This is a genomic window from Peptoniphilus duerdenii ATCC BAA-1640, assembly GCF_000146345.1.
GTDB lineage: Bacteria > Bacillota > Clostridia > Tissierellales > Peptoniphilaceae > Peptoniphilus_B > Peptoniphilus_B duerdenii.
In genome coordinates, this window is record NZ_GL397071.1 from 1,667,900 (window position 1) to 1,685,298 (window position 17,399).

Genomic DNA, 17,399 nt, shown 5'->3' on the forward strand with positions numbered 1-17,399 from the left:
TTATATTTGGTCTTCCTTAAATATCTCTAAATACTTTCTAAAGAATTTCTAAAGAATTAAATCTTTATTTAATCTATAACCTATTCCCCAAAGCGTTTCTATATACTCTTCTTTAGTTTTGTTCTTAATCTTTCTTCTGATATTTGAAATATGAGCATTTATAATATCTTCATCTGCAGCAAAATAGTCTTCCCATACCGCTTCGTAAATATTTTTCTTTGTAAATATCTTCTTAGGATTTTCTAGAAAAAGTTTGAGAATCTTACTTTCAACCATTGTAAGCTTCAGAGGTTCATCGTATAGATAGAAGCATTCTTCTTCGTAATTATATTTTAAATCTTTTACTTCAAGTTTTTTTATTTCTTTTGTAAAGTCTCTATATCTCCTGATATTTGCCTCTACCCTTGCAAGGACATCGTCAAAATCAAATGGCTTCGTTATGAAATCATCTGCTCCATCTTTAAGCACTCCTATTCTCGTTTCCTTATCTATCTTAGCAGAAAGTACGATGATAGGGATTGACATTTTTCTTTCTCTAACTTCTTTTATAAAATCTTCCCCTGACATAAATGGCATCATAAGATCTAGTAGTATTAAATCAAATTCAGAAATCTCCATTAGCAATGCTTCTCTTGCTGTAAAACATTGGGTAATTTCGTAACCTTCTTCACTTAGTAATTCTTTTAAAAGGTTGTTAATATCTATATCATCTTCAACAATCATTATTTTCATAATTTCACCTACTAAAAATCCCAGTTAACACTGGGATCTTATACATTTTATTTTTTGTTTTAATTCTTGTACTGCAATATCAGCGTCACTTCTTTGCATTATAGCTCGAACTACGCAAACTCCAGATATATCAAGACCATTTAAAATTTCAATATTGTCTTTATTTAGTCCTCCGATTGCAAATACATCTATATCTACATTTTTAGAAATATCATCCAATGTATCTACGGAGGTTAATTTAGTTATAACTTTTGTCTTCGTTGGTCTTATAGCACCGACCCCAAGATAGTTTGCCCCATCTTTTTCACACTCTTTTGCAACTTCTACAGATTTTGCAGATGAACCTATAATTGCATCTTTTCCTAAAATCTTTCTAGCGATTGTGACAGGAATATCTGAACTTCCCAAATGAACGCCAACACCTAAGGCATAAGCAATATCCACCCTATCATCTATAATAAGTGGAATATTGAATTTATCTGTAATCTCTTTTACAGCTTCACCGAGTCTCATAATTTCTCTTGCAGTCTTATCTTTTTCTCTAATCTGAACTATATCTACTCCAGATTTGCAAGCTTTATAAACTCTATTTAGATATTCTTCTTCATCTAAATTTGTAGAATCTGTAACTAAGTAAAGTGCATCTTTAAATTTTCTCATACTCAAGCCTCATTTTATCTTTAACCGTTTCATAATCCAAATTATAAAACACGCTTTGCATATTAATAAATCTTTCGATAGGTGATGAGCCTTTAGATATTTCTCCTGATATGTCGAATAGTAAAACCGAAATTATAGCGGCATTTAGAGGATCTAGTTCTGTTAGATACGCTCCGATTATTGAATTTAAAATACATCCTGTAGCTACAATCTGAGGCATAAAATCACTGCCATTAGAAATAGTTACTACTTCTTCTCCGTTTGAGATTATGTCTACTTCTCCAGTTGCTAATACTACTGAATTTAATTTTTTAGAAAGTTCTTTTACAACACTTTTTTTATAAAAAATATCATTTGAATCATTTTCTAATTCATCTATGCCAATGGTTTTATATCCTTTGTATAGACTCTCTATCTCTGTAAAATTGCCCTTTATAACTTCTGGAATCTTTATTTTAAATAATTCATTTAAAATATTTCTTCTAAAATCTGAAATTCCAACTCCAACCACGTCTATAGAGACTGGTTTATTGTTTTGTTTTGCAGATTCAAGAGCAGATTTTTGAGATTCAAACCTAGTCTTATTTATATTTGCAAGCGAAATTGTAAGCGAATCAGCATTTTTTGTTACTTCTTCTACTTCTTCTATTGCGTCAGCGCATATTATTCTAGCACCTGTCGCCAAAGTGAAGTTACAAATTTCAAATACACCGATCTTACTTACTATTGAATGTACAAGTTTTTTGTCTTTTTTTAAATTTTTTCTTATCTCAAATAGTTCTTTTAGATTTTTCATAATCCATCACTCCAAGTTTTCTTTGGATAGTATATAGTGATCCATTTCTTTTTAAAACTTGAAGAAAAATAAATGCTACTGTTGAACCCATAGTGGTTGCAATTAAAAATGATGGCACATAGAACATCCATGTAAGTCCAGTCTTACCCCATAGTAGTGACATAACTGGATATGAAACTATTGCTCCGATAATACCGGTACCTATAATTTCTCCCAAGCAACCATAAAATATTGAACCTTTAGATGCTTTGTAAAAAATTCCGCTAAGTACTGCTCCGAATACTTGTCCAGTTATAGCAAGTGGTGGTATTGACATAAGTGTCATCCTTAAAAAGGCAATTATGCATGCATTTAAAAGTGAATACCAAGGTCCTAAAAATACTGAACAAACAATGTTAACAAAATGTGCTGTTGGACAGAATCCTTCTATCCTAAGTATTGGAGATATAACCACTCCAATAGCAACCATCATGGCCAATGTGACCATCCTCAATAAATGTTTTTCTCTCAATTTTTTCTCCTATTAACGGTAAGGACTAAGTAGTCCACTCTCACCTTGTTATACAAGTTCCCTCGCGAGTATTGAAGTGAAAGGCGCTCCCCTCCCACTTGAGAAATATCCATTTCAATAGTAGTACATTTATAAATTTTTATCAAGGAAAAATTTTATTATTTCTATAAAATGTCTGGTATTTAAATATAAATTTTATTATAATTTTATATTTCAAAATCAATTTATAGTTTAGTTAAGACACAATAAAAAAACCTCCGAAATATATTTTATGTGTTTTTCAAATACATAAATTACAGGAGGTTTTTTAAAAATTTTATTTAATTAGTTTTATAAATCTACTAAGAAATTTATAATTATAATTTTTCTAATTCTTCTCTAATTCTAGATGAAGTTATTCTAAAGTATTCAAACACTTCTGGTCCTGGACCGCTCATTCCAAAACTTTCCATTCCTATAGAAACTCCTTTGAGCCCTACATACTTTGCCCATCCAAATGTTGATGCTGCTTCCACAGAAATTCTCTTTTCAATGTTTGAAGGTAGAACTTCTTCTCTATATTCAGCAGGTTGTGCTTCAAATAGTTCCATTGATGGCATTGATACCACTCTTACACCTTTTAAGCCTTCTGCTGCTTCTAGTGCTATTGAAACTTCTGAACCAGATGCTATAACTATCTTTTCTAGTTCGCCTTCTTCTTTTTTTATTATATATGCACCTTTACAAGCATTTATACTTGAATTTAATCTCTTTAGCTTTTGTCTTGTAAGTATTAAACATACAGGAGTTGATGTTGAATTCATCGCAACTTTCCAAGCTACTGCAGTTTCAAATCCATCCGCCGGACGGAATACAATCATATTAGGAATTGATCTTAACATTGGAATTTGGTCTACCGGTTGATGAGTAGGTCCATCTTCTCCCACACCTATAGAATCGTGGGTCAATACAAATATATTTGGAAGCATTTGAAGTGATGCTAGTCTAAGAGCCGGTTTCATATAATCTGAAAATACTAAGAATGTTCCACAGTAGGATCTGAGTCCTCCGTGAAGTAAAATTCCATTAGTTATAGCTCCCATTGCGTGTTCTCTAATTCCAAAATTAATATTGTTTCCAAGTCTGTCTTCTGCGCTAAAATTGCTTGAATTATTCATGTGGGTATTGTTAGATGGAGCAAGGTCAGCTGATCCTCCAAATAAGTAGTTAACCTTATTTGCGATTCTATTTATAATTTCTCCAGAGTTTGCACGAGTTGCCAAGTCTTTATCAAAAGAATAGAAATCTTCTTCATTTAAGAAAGCTTCCTTCTTCTTATTTTCATATACATCCATTAGATTTTTATATTCTTCTGGATATTTTTCCTTATATAACTGTTCTACTCTCTTCCAACCTTCATAGATAATCTTTTTATTTTCTACATGACTTTTTATATTTTCATATACATCTTCATCTACATGGAATGGTTCTTCGCTATATCCAAAGTATTCTTTAGTTGCTTTTAAATTGTCTGCTCCAAGAGGAGAGCCATGCGCCTTGCTAGAATTTGCTACTGGAGAACCATAACCAATCTTTGTGTTTATTTTAATAAGTGTTGGATGAGGATCATTTTTCGCTGAATTAATGGCTTCATTTATTTCCATTAGATTATTTCCATCGGAAACTTCTCTAGTGCACCAGCCACAAGCTTCAAATTTTTTAACTACATCTTCTCTAAATGCTAAGTCAGTAGAGCCTTCAATGGTTATTTTATTTGAATCATAAAGAACGATTAATTTATTTAGATTTAATGTACCAGCTAAAGAAATAGCTTCTAGTGCTACCCCTTCCATGAGATCGCCATCGCCACAAACAACATAGGTATAATGGTCAATTAATTTTAAATCATCTTTATTATACATTGCTGCTAGATGTTCTTCTGCCATCGCCATACCAACTGCCATAGCTATACCTTGTCCTAGTGGACCTGTGGTACATTCCACCCCATTGGTATGCTTATATTCTGGATGACCCGGAGTAAGTGAATCTACTTGTCTAAATGCCTTTAAATCATCAATTGTAAGTCCAAATCCAAAGAGATGGAGTAATGAATATAACATTGCGCTTCCATGTCCTGCCGAAAGCACAAATCTATCTCTATTTATCCATTTTTGATCATCTGGATTGATTGACAAATGGTTTGCCCATAGTTCATAAGTAAAAGCTGCCGCACCCAAAGGTAATCCAGGATGCCCTGAGTTTGCCTTTTCTATTGCATCCACTGACAACATACGAACTGCATTTATTGAACGTTCTTCTAAATTCATATATCCTCCTCTACTTTTACAGAATCTCTATTTTTTAAAATTTCAAAAATAAATTTTGGAATTGCAACCTGTCTCTTAATTCTAGATGGCTCTTTTAGTAATCTATAGAACCATTCCAGATGTAGTTTTATGAATATTTCCGGAGCTCTTTTCATATTACCCGCCAAAATATCCATAACTCCTCCGTTTCCAATTATAATCTTGGAATGTAGTTTATCTTTATATTCATTTATAAACATCTCTTGCTTAGGAAATCCAAGTCCTAGAAATATTATATCAGGCTTAAGAGAATTAATCTCCTCAATAATTTCTAATTCTTCTGGATCGCCTTTCATACCACGGTGTATCCCTTTGAAATATCCATGATGATGGCCAACGATATTTATATTTTCATAATCTTTTTTGATTTTTTCTTCAGCCTTATCTGTAACCCCTGGCTTTCCACCTAACATGTAAAGGGATCCACGACTTTCATCTAAGATTTTCAAAAGTTCCATAGAGACATCATATCCGGTTACCCTTTCTTTAAGAGGATGACCTCTCATCTTAGATCCATAGATAAGACCTATTCCATCTGGAATTACAAGATCTGCTCCATTTATAATATCTCTTAGTTCTTCATCATCCTTTGCTGCCATTACGATTTCAGTATTTGGAGTTATTATTGAATGATTCCTTTCTTCTTTTAAAAATCTATTTGCTATATCTATGGCTTCTTTGAAATCTATATTAAAAATTTTGACTCCAAAAATGTCTACATATTCCATTCTATCACCTAATAAATTCATATAAATTTTCAGCAGATTCTTTAGCTATTTTTCTTAAATGTTCTACGTCTTGTTGAAGCTTTTTATTGAGACTATCTATACTGTCTAAAGAAATTAAAATTTCATTAGCCACTTTTTCTCCTTCGAAATCTTCAACATAGTTTGATTGATTTCTGCCTAATTCTTTCATAAACCCATCTATCTTTGGATCGTATGAAATTCCAATTGGATAAGCACCCATAAGGGTTGCAAATATTAAACCGTGTAACCTCATAGAGAGGTATATATCCATATTACCAACCAGTGAAAGATAACCATCTACATGTAGATATTTATCAACTAAATAAATATTTTTATAATCATCTTTTAGTCTATCATAAATCTTAGTTAAAATATCAAGATCTACATGGTAGTAAAATGGAATTAAAAACACATCTACATCTGGCTGTTCCTCGAGAATTATTTTTAGAAGTCTAACACTTTCTTCAATAGTTCTTTCACCACAGTCTTTCCAATTTATAATTGTAACACCAAGTTTTTTAGAATCTCTTTTAGAATAATTCTCTACTATTCCTTGCCCCTCTTTTAAAGAAGGCTTATTTATTCCAAAAACAGTATCTGTAGTTACAATAATATCTTTATTTATGCCAATCTTTCTAAGATAATCATAGCTATTGTTATCTCTTACATTTATATAGTCAACTCTGTTTAGAATAAACTTAGTAAGCCTACGATTAAATCTGCCTTTGATTGGACCTATCCCCTGGCTATAGATAATTGTTTTCTTGCCCATTATAATAGCCAAGAAAAGAATCATTAGATAGTAAATAATTGATTTTGAAGAAGTCACATCTTGCAAAAGACTTCCTCCGCCACTTAGTAGTACATCGCAATTTTTAATTTCTTTTAAAATTTGAAATATATTTGACCTATTGGCAGAATCTACAGAATATTTCTTAGTGGTCCATTCAGGATTTTTAGATAGAACTTTTAATTTTAAATTGTAAGTCTGTAATGAATCTATAAGCCCTTTTAAGATAGCTTCATCACCTATGTTGTTATAGCCATAATAGCCCGATAAAAGCACTTTAATTGGCAAATCTATCGTATCCTTTCAATGCGAATTTGTATATTAATACGAATAAAATAGCTACAGGAATGCAGACTATATATTCGATTGCGATTCTTTGGAATGAAACCAAAATCGGTGTTCTAATATGTGAAAAAGTATTTACAATGTCAGCTTGACCGATTGCAATAAGAATTGTCAAGAATATTTCTAAAAATCTTCCACGTTTTTTATATGCCAAGTAGATCAATAAAACTACAGCTGGATATCCTAAGAATATCGCTTTTGTTCTAGGTCTTACTGGAAGAGTATTTTCTAGGAAGTTTCTAAATCTTAATTCAGCTCCTGGTACTTTTACATTCGTATTTCCACCTCTTAGAAGAAGTAGAGCAAGAACTCCAAGTGCTACAACACCCATCATCGCATGCCAAAACTTAACATTCATGTTTAAGAATTTACCAACTTCATGAATGTCTAGTCTTTCTTCTACCTTATCTCTTGATACACCAATATAGTATAAAAATACTACTAGTGATAGAAGGATTGGCATTATTTGACTAATCTTAACACCTCTAAATATTATAAGTTCAAGCATATCTCTAGTTGAAGCTAAGAATGATACTTCATATAGTGCGCCTACCATAGTTATAATGACAGAAACTAAAAGAATAATCATTCCCTTTATAAATATTTGTACATCAGATATTTTATTGGTATCTATATTTTTTCTATTTCTATAGTGATTATAATTTTTAAGCACATAACATGTTGCAAGTGTAGGAAGAATTATTATTGCTCCTAAATTGTAAAGACTTGCACCAAAACCTGTCATCTTACCAAGTCCAAAGAATAGAATTGCAGGTATTATTCCAAGTATAAATAATATTATTTTAAACACAAAACTTATGTTAAATAATATTCCAAGGAAAATAACCGCAGCTGCACTTACTCCAAATGCAGCAGGAAGTTTCATAAATGATCTAGGGGACCATTCATTCATAGGTACTGCCGTTCCGTGACTAAAACCTATCTTTTCCATTCTATCAACAGTCATCTTTATAACATTTTCATAAGCAGCTACATCTGTTATAGCTCTATCGTCTTTTACGAATGGTTTAAGCATTATAGATGCAATGTTTCTTTCACTAATTGCTCTAAAGTAGACATTTGAAATTTCTTCACCATTTTGATGTCCTGGAATTCCATAGTCAAATTCACTTTGTATATAATCCCAAGTAGTGAACATTCTAAGTTTTCTTACATCTTCTCTATTAACGATTGGTTCTTGACCAAGTAATTTTAAGCTACCTCTTTGAGTAGAAGATTCTATTACAGCAACGCCAAGATTTCTCTTGTTTAGTTCATCTACAAATTTGCCTACTATGCCATCTTCTGTTTCCATAAAGGCTTCTCCGCCAGCAAAAGTTAAATAATTTACTCTTTCTTCTACTGATTTATTTTTATAGAGTTCATCGTAAGCTTTAAAATATCTATCGATTACAAACTTTTGATCTTGGTAAAAATTATTTACCATAGGGCGAAGTAAAATTTTTGCGTTAGCAGGAATATTTTCTAAATATGGTTTATAGAATCCTAGCCCAATATATTCAATATAAGAATGAGGTTCTCCTCTACTGCCTGCTGGATAACCAAAAATATCAATTCCCTTATCTCTAAATTTAACTAAATCTTTAGGTAATGTTTCTATTTTTAAACTTCCATCTTTTGTATATTCAACACTTCTATTATCTTTTAAAGATTTGAGTCCCTCTTTTACAAATTCAATTATATCTTTATCTCCAGAAACATATAAAAATCCATTGTCAATTTTAGTTTTTATATTTATCTCTGGATCTTCCTCTAAAGAATTAATAGTGCTTTCGCTAAGAGAAATTACATTTGCTCCTGCATCAACAATTTTTTGTAAAAACTCATCACTATCTCCATATAAATAACCAAGAGTTTTAAATTCATTATAATCAGCTACTATATCAAAATTTTTGTAAGCTTTTTCAATCTCTATTCTCTTCTTTACAAAATAAAATGAGAATAATGCCGCCAAAGCCATTATTATTATAAAAATATTATTATTCTTTTTCATGTCCTCTCCTTTTTTCCTACATTTTATTATACTATGAAAAAAATTTTTTGGGTAGATATGTATTTCCCATTGCTATTGGTAAGATTAAACACAAATATTTCTCCTATAACTAAACGATCAATTTAAAATATATTACACAAAATAAAACGTATAATATTATAAGTTTATTATACGTTTAGTAATTTAAATTTTATTTAATTATTTTTATCATTCTTAATTGTGCCTAATTCCCAAAATATTTTAAAATAAAATAAATTGCTAGGAGTAATATTACAGAATAAGCTCCAATTCTAAATTCCTTTTCAGCCTTTTCCTTATCGAACTTAGGCATTTTATTTTTTCCATTTTTTAAATTCTTCTTACTCATCTCTCCTCCTATGTTTAATATAAGTATATTATACATCTTTAAAATTTATTTTGTCTCTAGTGTTTTAAAAATTATATCATCATATGTAAAAAGAGACCCATTAAGGGTCTCTCAAATTTTATTTTATTCAGCAAGTTTAGCTTTAAGTTCTTGAGTGTTCTTAATTGATTCTATTAGTGAGTCAGCTAATGCTTCCATATCGTTCTTGTTTGCGATATTTAATGAAGTATTGATTGTAACTCTTTCACCTAAAACGTCTATAAGCTTCATGTTTTCGTTTAGATAATCTTCAATTTTATCTCCTACTGTACATGCCCAAGTACCGTTTTCAATGATACCAACTGTTCTGTTTTGTAGATTTAGAGCAGCCATGTCAGCGATGAAGTTCTTCATTGGAGGATAAATTCCAAGGTTATAAGTTACAGAAGCTAAAACGATGTGTGAATATTGGAAAGCTTTAGCAATTAGGTATGATACGTGAGTTTTTGAAACGTCAAATACTTCTACTTTTGTCATTCCTTTTTGTACTAAGTCGTTAGCTAATTCTTGTGCAGCTCTTTCTGTATTTCCATACATTGAACCGTAAACAATTAGTACACCGTAATCTTCTGGTTCATATTTAGACCATTTGTCATATTTGTCTATAATATATCCGAAATTGTTTCTCCAAACAAGTCCGTGAAGTGAACAGATATATTTAACTTGTGGTAGAAGTGGTCCAGCTTTTTTAAGAACATCTTGGATGAATGGTCCGTACTTACCTACGATATTAGTTAGGTATCTACGTCCTTCATCTAGCCAATCTCTATCCCAATCAACTTCGTCATTGAATAGTTTTCCATCAAGAGCCTTGAATGATCCAAATCCGTCTGCTGTGAATAGAACTCCATTATAAGTGTCGAATGACATTATAACTTCTGGCCAGTGAACCATAGGAGCTTCGATGAATGCTAGTGTATGTTTACCGAAACTTCTAGTATCGCCTTCTTTAACTATTTCTATATTTTCATCTGGAATCTTGTATCCAATTTGTCTCATTATATCAAAAGCTTGTTCGCTTGATATAATTTTACATTTTGGATATCTTAGAAGTACTTCTTCTATAGCTCCACAGTGGTCTGGTTCCATGTGGTGAATTAGAAGGTAATCTAGTGGTCTTCCATTAAGAACTTCTCTTACTCTTTCAAGATAGTCTCTAGCTATTGACCAGTCTACAGAGTCTACTAATACAGTCTTTTCATCTAATAGAAGATAAGAGTTGTATGAAACTCCGTCTGGTATTGGGAACATATTTTCAAATAATTCTATTCTTTTATCGTTACCGCCTACATAGTATAGGTCTTCAGCAACTTCTCTAATTTTGTACATTGACATAGTAAAAAACCTCCTAATTACTTTCTATCAGCTGGGAAATCAGCTTCTATAAATTCAGATTTTTCAGTTTGACAATCTGGGCATACCCAATCATCTGGTAGTCTGTCAAATACTGTACCTGGATCAATTTCACCTTCTGGATCGCCTAGATCAGGATCATATTCATATCCACATCCTGGGCAAACATATACGCCTGCTGTTGGTGCAAGTTTTCTAGGTTTTGATCTTCTAACTTTCTTCATAGGTGGAGCTGGTTTCTTTTCTCCGGTTCCTAGTGCTTCTGCAAGTAGTGGCATGATTTCGAACATATCTCCAACTATACCATAGTCAGCATTTTTAAATATTGGAGCTCCTGCGTTTTTATTAACTGCAACTATTGTAGATGCATCTTTAATACCCTTTAAGTGTTGGCTTGCTCCAGATACACCTAGTGCAATATATAGGTTTCCTCTGAATTTTTGTCCTGACATACCAACGTATCTTTCAAGTGGTAATAGTTTCATGTTTTCTGCTACTGGTCTTGAAGATCCTAGAGCTGCTCCTGCTGCTTTTGCAACTTTACGAGCTAGTTCTAATCCTTTTTCATTTCCAACACCTTTACCAACTGAAACTACTCTTTCAGCATCTCCAATTGGAGTATTTATATCTATACCAACTGAGAAGTCGTATCCGTCTTTTTTAAGATTTTTTACTAATATATCAACAGCTTCTTTTGCTGTGTCAGCTTTAATTATTTCTCTTTTTCTTTCTCCAGTTATAGGTCCTTGTTTTTTTCCTGGAGCTACAGCTTTAGATCCACCGCCACGTTTAGGCATTTTTCCTATGATGTGAGAAGCTATAACAACTCTTTGAATTTCGTTAGTTCCTTCATAGATTGTAGTGATCTTAGCATCTCTGTACATTCTTTCAACGTCCATGCCCTTTAGGTATCCGTTTCCACCGTGGATTTGAAGTGCATCATTTACTACTTCTAGAGCAATATCAGATGCATACATCTTAGCCATTGCAGATTCCATACCATAATTTTCATGGTTAGTCTTCATTTCTGCTGCAGAGTAAATCAAGAATCTTGCACAACGTAGTTTAGTTGCCATATCAGCAAGTTTAAATGAAATAGCTTGTTGTTGAGCAATTGGTCTACCAAATTGAATTCTTTCTTTTGCGTATTTAAGAGCAGCTTCATAAGCTCCTTGTGCAATACCTAGTGCTTGAGCAGCGATACCTATACGTCCACCGTCAAGAGTTTGCATTGCGATTCTAAATCCTTGTCCTTCTTGTCCAAGTAAGTTTTCTTTTGGAACTTTAACATTGTTGAATTGAAGTTCTGCAGTTGATGATGATCTAATACCTAATTTATCGTAATGATCTCCAAATGTGAATCCTTCCCATCCTTTTTCAACAATAAATGCAGATATTCCGTGAGTACCAATTCCAGGAGTAGTTACTGCAAACACTACATAATAGTCAGCTTTAGGAGCATTTGTGATGAATATTTTATTACCATTAAGAATGTAATAATCTCCATCTAATTCTGCTACTGTTTCAGTTCCACCAGCATCAGATCCTGCTTCTGGTTCAGTAAGACCGAAAGCACCTATTTTTTCACCTTTTGCAAGTGGTACTAAATATTTTTGTTTTTGTTCTTCTGTACCAAATGCTTCGATTGGATAAGAACCTAGTGAAGTATGAGCACTTAGTATAACTCCTACACCACCGTCAACTCTTGAAAGTTCTTCTACAGCTATCGCATAAGAAATAGCATCCAATCCAGCTCCGCCATATTTCTTTTCATATGGTAGACCCATCCATCCGTGTTCACCCATCATTTTAACGATTTCATCTGGGAATTCGTTGTTTTGATCAAGTGAGAATGCTATTGGCTTAACTTCTGCTTCTGCAAATTCTCTTACAGCTTTACGTAAAGCTTCATGTTGTTCTGTTGTTTTAAATAACATTGATTTACCCCCTTCATCTTTATGAGCATTTATACCTTTTTCAGTAGATTTTTCGAAAGATTTGTCAGTTTTATTATCTTTTCTTTCTTTTTCTACATTTTTGATACTGTTATTTTTCCCGTTATTAGTATTTTGAGAATTTTGATGCTCATTTTTTGTCATTTCCTTCTTGTTAGACGCTTGTTTAACATCTGCATTTTTGTCTTTAATGTCGGTCAGTTTCGTTCTTTCGTCTTTATTGTTTTCTTCTTTCGGATGCTCTTCATTTTTAAAATTCTTTTTATTAGGCTTCCTTCTTTTAAAGATACTCAGACTACTCACCTCCAAATAAAATTATAGGAAAGGTTTTCCATTCAAAGAAATAAAAAACTTGTTTCAAACTATACCTTTATAGTATCCTATATCAACTTGTATGTCAATACCTTAAAAGTGGATTAAAGTATTAATTGGTATTTCATTTCTTTTTTATTTATACCCGTAGTATCAGGAAAATATCAGGATTTTTATAAGTTAAAACTTAATTATTAATTATTAGATTCCTCTATACTATCAGAAATTTTTGAAATTCCATTTCTTATGCTTACAGTTTGAGAACTATCAGAAATTTCTTTTAAATATTCATTATGTGTCACCATGATGATTTGCATATCTAGGCTCCTTGAGAGTTCTCTTAAGAATTCTCCTAGGTTAAAAATATAGTCATTACTTACATGTTTTCCTGGTTCATCCAATATTAGTGGACCTGATGATCTTCTTTTCATCTGGGTGATAAACGATATCCTAAGAGCCATAGAAACTATATCTACTACTCCTCCACCCCTAGAATCCTCTGGCTTTGTCTTTATTTCTAAATCATCATATCTATTTACTACATAAAATTCGCAGGAAGGCACCCCAGATTTTTCTTGTAATTCGATTTTAAATTCCATATCTGTTTCAAATACGTATTGTAGAAATCTTGTCACCACTATTTCTATCTGTGATATCGCCTGTTTTCTCGCATATTCAGAAGTATTTTTTAACAAGATTTGTGTTTTATTTACGAGGTCCAAGTATTCTTCTTGAGATTTTAAATCTTTATTTAGTTCAGAAATCCTATCTTCTAGCGACTCTTTCTTTGCCTTTTGAAGTAGAACATAATTTGAATACTCTCTTATTTTTGTATTTAGATCCATTTTAAATATCCTTAGGAAGTAGGCTGTTAGCTTCTTCTAGTAGGGAATTTATCTCTGTTTTTAGTGAATTTATTTCACTTTCTAAATTCTTTGGATCTACTCCCAAGCTTTTTACTTGTTCAAGATATTCTTTTCTGTTATTTTCTATACTTTCTAGAGCTGCTTCAGCTTTTACCTTCATAGTGCTTGCAGTATTTAATTTTTCTTTTAATTTTTTTAGTTCTTCTTCGTAATTCATATTTCACCTCTTAAGTGGTCAAGTATATTCTGTCTGCTTTCATTTCCAATTTTAGAATAGCAGAATGGGCAGTAATCAAGTTTTTTATATATTTCTTCATACTTTAAAAGTATATTTTCTTTTTCCTTATCTATGGATTTTAATTGGGAGTTAATTCTTAAAATTTCATTATTTAAATTTTTTAAATTAATGCCTATTTCTTCAAGCATGTTTAGTTTTCTATTTAAAGAATCAAGTCTTGTGTATGATTCTTTTGCTCTTTCAACGTCTGTGAAGTTTTTAATGTATATATTCCCATTGCTAATTCTTTCGTCAAAAATTTTAATTTCTTTATAATATCTATAAAATGTTTGTAAATTTCTAAATTTTTCTTCTGATTCTCTATATTTTTCTAAACTCTTATCTAGATTTACTAAATTATCTATAACTTTCTTATTCTTTTCTAGATCATCTTTACTTTTAACAAGCTTTGAATGTGCATTTTCAAGTAAATTTAATTTAAGCCCTAGATGTTCTAGTTTTTCGAATATATTTTTTGTATTCTCTAAGTCTTTAAACTTTTCTATAATAGCTTTTTGCTCTTCTATAGATTTTTTAATCTTAGAAAGACCATCGTAAAGGAAAGAAAGTTTATTTAGTTTATCTTCTTTTTCAGAGAGAGCTTTTTGAATTTCTATTAGTCTATTTAACTTTTTTTCATCTTCTTCTAAGAATGAAAATCCCTCAAGTTCTTTCTCTAGTTTTTCTTTCTCTTCCTTCTTTTCCCTTAAAATTCCATTTAATTTTAATGTATCTCTTCTTGTATTTGTAATGGCTATATCTAAGATATCTACTCCTATTAATTTCCCAATCTCCGCTGCTTTTTGACCAGGACTTAGTGATAATAAAAACGGTCCTTCAAGTTGATCTTGTATATAGAGAATTTGACTGTTTTGACCTATTGAGTCTTTAAATATTTCTGTTTGATCGATTATTTCCTGAGGTACTTCTCCGCCAAATCCTTCATACCTTGTAACTTCGCCCAGTAGATTTTTAAATTCATATACGTTTTTATTTCCGTTTCTAGCTCTTTTAAGTACAGTGTCGTCAGAAAATGTTATTTCAACAGATGTATCCTTTTCTCCAATTCTAACAAAGTAATCTCCCCTTGGTTCATTGTATAGAGCCCATTTTATAGCTCTTATTACCGCTGTCTTTCCGCTATCGCTTCTACCGAGGATTACATTTAAACCTTCCTCGAAATCTAAAATAGAGTCGGCATGAGATTGGAAATTTATCAAGTGAACTTTTTTTATATATTTCATTTGCTTTCTAACTCAGCCTCCCCTATTCTTTTTATCGCTTCTTCTCTGACTTTTTCCGGAAGATTATTTTCTTTTGCTATTTCCGAAATCATGTCAAATATATTTAATTTATTTAAATTTAAGTTCGAATTAACCATATCACTAAAGGCTAAATCTCTACTTCTCTTGGACTTAAAGTTTTCCATTACGCTTCTATCTAAGACTAACTCTCCGTCAAGTGCAGATTTTAAATAGATTTCTTTTAGTTTTATTTCATCTGTTAATTCTATTATTACAACTTTTGGTTTTCTCTTTATTTCAAGCATAGAATTTGAAAGTCTTACCATGGCTCCTGGATTTATAAAGTATTTCTTATGTCCATTTTCCTCATGACAAACTGTTTTGAAACCTAGATGGTAATGTCCGCAAAGAGTAATATCTGCATCCGTTGTGTATAAATCTTCAACCGTTGTATAATCTACCGTGTTTACAAATGATTTATCGATTATAAATCCATGGGTCATATGAATTCTATAGTCGTAATCTTTCTCTTCTTCTTTTACCAGGTATCTCTTCATATTTTCTTTAAGATCCATTCCATATTTATATGGAGTCCCGGTAAGTTTAACTACTACATCTTTTTTTAAGTAGATATCTTTCCCATTTACTAAATTTAAAACTTTTAAATCGCAAAGAAGTCCCATAACAGTCCTATTTAGCGTATCAGGATTGTGACCATATATGTCGTGGTTGCCGCTAACTATATAGATAGGTGCAGGAGCTTCTTTAAAAATCTTAGCAAAAGTTGATACAACAGATATAGCTATATCTGGACGGTCAAAGAGATCGCCTCCATGAAGGATATAATCCACATCCTCCATTCTTGCGATCTCCATAACTTCTTCCGTCTTCTTTACTTGTGTTTCTAAAAAGTTATCCAATCTGTTTTGAGGATTGGTACCTCTATAGTGGGTGTCAGTAAAGTAAAGAATTTTCATTATTCTAAGAATCCTTGATCTATATCTTCTTCTTTTACTTCTTTTGCATCCACTTCAGCTTCTTCTTTTGGTTTTAATGTTTCTCTAATTTTAGCTTCTATTTCATCTGCAATATTTTTATTTTGTTCTAGGAAGGCTTTTGCGTTTTCTCTTCCTTGACCTAATTTTTCTTCGCCATAGCTATACCATGAACCTGATTTGTCAACAAATCCATAGTCAACTCCCATATCTATTAATATTCCAGATCTGGAAATTCCTTTTCCGTACATGATATCGAATTCCACTTGTTTAAATGGAGGAGCGACTTTATTTTTAGCAACTTTTACTCTTACTCTGTTACCTATCATGTCGTCACCTTGTTTTAAGGTTTCAATCTTTCTAATATCAAGCCTTACAGAAGAATAAAATCTAAGTGCACGTCCACCTGTTGTAGTTTCTGGATTTCCAAATACTACACCGATTTTTTCACGAAGTTGGTTAATAAAGATTACAGATGTTTGAGATTTATGAATAGCTCCTGTGAATTTTCTAAGAGCTTGAGACATAAGTCTTGCATGTCTTCCGACCATCGCATCTCCCATTTCACCATCGATTTCTGCCTTCGGCGTTAAGGCTGCTACTGAGTCTATGATGATTACTGAAACTGCGTTTGATCTAATCAAGTGTTCTGCAATTTCTAAAGCTTGTTCTCCTGAATCTGGTTGTGAAATGATAAGGTTCTTTTCATCAACCCCGAGAGCTCTAGCATATTGTGGGTCTAGTGCATGTTCAGCATCAATAAAAGCTGCTATTCCGCCCATTTTTTGAGCTTCAGCTACTATGTGAAGTGCAAGGGTTGTCTTACCAGAACTTTCTGGTCCATATATTTCTATTATTCTTCCCTTTGGTATTCCACCAATTCCAAGTGCAACATCCAGACTTAGAGATCCCGTTGGAATAGATTCTATATCTAGCTTTGAGTTTTCACCAAGGAGCATTACTGCTCCCTTACCGAATTGTTTTTCGATCTTAGTTACCGCTGTCTCTAAGGCTTTTTGTTTTTCTTTGTTTTCTAAATTTAAATCCAT

The 17,399-nt window shown here is 32.0% G+C and carries 16 protein-coding genes; all 16 read right to left on the minus strand.

What is annotated here, in order from left to right; translation table 11 throughout:
- Positions 1-48 precede the first annotated feature (48 nt).
- The 16 genes from HMPREF9225_RS07550 to recA all read right to left on the minus strand — a co-directional run bounded on the left by HMPREF9225_RS07550 (position 49) and on the right by recA (position 17,399).
- The gene (locus tag HMPREF9225_RS07550) at positions 49-732 is read right to left on the minus strand and encodes a response regulator transcription factor (protein ID WP_008902341.1); all 684 of its coding nucleotides are present in this window, start codon (positions 730-732) and stop codon (positions 49-51) included.
- Positions 733-756: 24 nt separating this feature from the next.
- Positions 757-1,392, minus strand: a complete 636-nt coding sequence (thiE, locus tag HMPREF9225_RS07555) for a thiamine phosphate synthase (RefSeq protein WP_008902342.1) — start codon at positions 1,390-1,392, stop codon at positions 757-759.
- Positions 1,379-2,188: a hydroxyethylthiazole kinase gene (locus HMPREF9225_RS07560; RefSeq protein ID WP_008902343.1), complete on the minus strand. Its 810-nt coding sequence runs from the start codon at positions 2,186-2,188 to the stop codon at positions 1,379-1,381. The genes thiE and HMPREF9225_RS07560 overlap by 14 nt, the downstream gene beginning before the upstream one ends.
- Positions 2,163-2,675: an energy coupling factor transporter S component ThiW gene (thiW, locus tag HMPREF9225_RS07565; protein ID WP_008902344.1), complete on the minus strand. Its 513-nt coding sequence runs from the start codon at positions 2,673-2,675 to the stop codon at positions 2,163-2,165. Before thiW ends, HMPREF9225_RS07560 begins: the two co-directional genes overlap by 26 nt.
- A 380-nt stretch (positions 2,676-3,055) precedes the next feature.
- The gene (gene tkt, locus HMPREF9225_RS07570; protein ID WP_008902345.1) at positions 3,056-5,005 is read right to left on the minus strand and encodes a transketolase; all 1,950 of its coding nucleotides are present in this window, start codon (positions 5,003-5,005) and stop codon (positions 3,056-3,058) included.
- Positions 5,002-5,772 carry a WecB/TagA/CpsF family glycosyltransferase gene (locus HMPREF9225_RS07575; protein ID WP_040551433.1) on the minus strand — a complete coding sequence of 257 codons (771 nt, stop codon included), beginning with the start codon at positions 5,770-5,772 and terminating at the stop codon, positions 5,002-5,004. The genes tkt and HMPREF9225_RS07575 overlap by 4 nt, the downstream gene beginning before the upstream one ends.
- Positions 5,773-5,776: 4 nt before the next feature.
- Positions 5,777-6,871, minus strand: coding sequence for a polysaccharide pyruvyl transferase CsaB (csaB, locus tag HMPREF9225_RS07580; RefSeq protein WP_008902347.1), 1,095 nt, complete (start codon positions 6,869-6,871; stop codon positions 5,777-5,779).
- On the minus strand, positions 6,861-8,942 hold the full coding sequence (locus HMPREF9225_RS07585) for a DUF5693 family protein (RefSeq protein WP_008902348.1): 2,082 nt from the start codon (positions 8,940-8,942) through the stop codon (positions 6,861-6,863). The genes csaB and HMPREF9225_RS07585 overlap by 11 nt, the downstream gene beginning before the upstream one ends.
- Before the next feature lie 223 nt (positions 8,943-9,165).
- Positions 9,166-9,309 carry a hypothetical protein gene (locus HMPREF9225_RS10345; protein ID WP_023059821.1) on the minus strand — a complete coding sequence of 48 codons (144 nt, stop codon included), beginning with the start codon at positions 9,307-9,309 and terminating at the stop codon, positions 9,166-9,168.
- A gap of 123 nt (positions 9,310-9,432) precedes the next feature.
- Positions 9,433-10,677 (minus strand): FprA family A-type flavoprotein, encoded by a 1,245-nt coding sequence (locus HMPREF9225_RS07590; protein ID WP_036746999.1) that lies wholly within the window; start codon positions 10,675-10,677, stop codon positions 9,433-9,435.
- A 23-nt stretch (positions 10,678-10,700) separates the two neighbouring features.
- Positions 10,701-12,638, minus strand: coding sequence for an acyl-CoA dehydrogenase family protein (locus tag HMPREF9225_RS10120; protein ID WP_083773017.1), 1,938 nt, complete (start codon positions 12,636-12,638; stop codon positions 10,701-10,703).
- A 524-nt stretch (positions 12,639-13,162) separates the two neighbouring features.
- Positions 13,163-13,813 (minus strand): OLD family protein, encoded by a 651-nt coding sequence (locus HMPREF9225_RS07600; protein WP_008902352.1) that lies wholly within the window; start codon positions 13,811-13,813, stop codon positions 13,163-13,165.
- Position 13,814: 1 nt separating this feature from the next.
- Positions 13,815-14,051 carry a hypothetical protein gene (locus HMPREF9225_RS07605; protein ID WP_008902353.1) on the minus strand — a complete coding sequence of 79 codons (237 nt, stop codon included), beginning with the start codon at positions 14,049-14,051 and terminating at the stop codon, positions 13,815-13,817.
- Positions 14,048-15,355, minus strand: coding sequence for an AAA family ATPase (locus tag HMPREF9225_RS07610; RefSeq protein ID WP_008902354.1), 1,308 nt, complete (start codon positions 15,353-15,355; stop codon positions 14,048-14,050). The genes HMPREF9225_RS07605 and HMPREF9225_RS07610 overlap by 4 nt, the downstream gene beginning before the upstream one ends.
- A complete protein-coding gene (locus HMPREF9225_RS07615) occupies positions 15,352-16,332 on the minus strand; it encodes a metallophosphoesterase family protein (RefSeq protein ID WP_008902355.1) in 981 nt (326 codons plus the stop codon). The genes HMPREF9225_RS07610 and HMPREF9225_RS07615 overlap by 4 nt, the downstream gene beginning before the upstream one ends.
- The gene (gene recA, locus HMPREF9225_RS07620) at positions 16,332-17,399 is read right to left on the minus strand and encodes a recombinase RecA (RefSeq protein ID WP_008902356.1); all 1,068 of its coding nucleotides are present in this window, start codon (positions 17,397-17,399) and stop codon (positions 16,332-16,334) included. The genes HMPREF9225_RS07615 and recA overlap by 1 nt, the downstream gene beginning before the upstream one ends.

What these genes read in the sequence shown, in the direction of transcription:
- HMPREF9225_RS07585 (WP_008902348.1), bottom strand. Translation starts at nt 8,942, where the DNA reads ATGAAAAAGAATAATAATATTTTTATAATAATAATGGCTTTGGCGGCA.
- thiE (WP_008902342.1), bottom strand. Translation starts at nt 1,392, where the DNA reads ATGAGAAAATTTAAAGATGCACTTTACTTAGTTACAGATTCTACAAAT.
- tkt (WP_008902345.1), bottom strand. Translation starts at nt 5,005, where the DNA reads ATGAATTTAGAAGAACGTTCAATAAATGCAGTTCGTATGTTGTCAGTG.
- HMPREF9225_RS10120 (WP_083773017.1), bottom strand. Translation starts at nt 12,638, where the DNA reads ATGTTATTTAAAACAACAGAACAACATGAAGCTTTACGTAAAGCTGTA.
- HMPREF9225_RS10345 (WP_023059821.1), bottom strand. Translation starts at nt 9,309, where the DNA reads ATGAGTAAGAAGAATTTAAAAAATGGAAAAAATAAAATGCCTAAGTTC.
- thiW (WP_008902344.1), bottom strand. Translation starts at nt 2,675, where the DNA reads ATGGTCACATTGGCCATGATGGTTGCTATTGGAGTGGTTATATCTCCA.
- HMPREF9225_RS07550 (WP_008902341.1), bottom strand. Translation starts at nt 732, where the DNA reads ATGAAAATAATGATTGTTGAAGATGATATAGATATTAACAACCTTTTA.
- HMPREF9225_RS07600 (WP_008902352.1), bottom strand. Translation starts at nt 13,813, where the DNA reads ATGGATCTAAATACAAAAATAAGAGAGTATTCAAATTATGTTCTACTT.
- recA (WP_008902356.1), bottom strand. Translation starts at nt 17,399, where the DNA reads ATGGATTTAAATTTAGAAAACAAAGAAAAACAAAAAGCCTTAGAGACA.
- HMPREF9225_RS07560 (WP_008902343.1), bottom strand. Translation starts at nt 2,188, where the DNA reads ATGAAAAATCTAAAAGAACTATTTGAGATAAGAAAAAATTTAAAAAAA.
- HMPREF9225_RS07615 (WP_008902355.1), bottom strand. Translation starts at nt 16,332, where the DNA reads ATGAAAATTCTTTACTTTACTGACACCCACTATAGAGGTACCAATCCT.
- HMPREF9225_RS07605 (WP_008902353.1), bottom strand. Translation starts at nt 14,051, where the DNA reads ATGAATTACGAAGAAGAACTAAAAAAATTAAAAGAAAAATTAAATACT.
- HMPREF9225_RS07575 (WP_040551433.1), bottom strand. Translation starts at nt 5,772, where the DNA reads ATGGAATATGTAGACATTTTTGGAGTCAAAATTTTTAATATAGATTTC.
- HMPREF9225_RS07610 (WP_008902354.1), bottom strand. Translation starts at nt 15,355, where the DNA reads ATGAAATATATAAAAAAAGTTCACTTGATAAATTTCCAATCTCATGCC.
- HMPREF9225_RS07590 (WP_036746999.1), bottom strand. Translation starts at nt 10,677, where the DNA reads ATGTACAAAATTAGAGAAGTTGCTGAAGACCTATACTATGTAGGCGGT.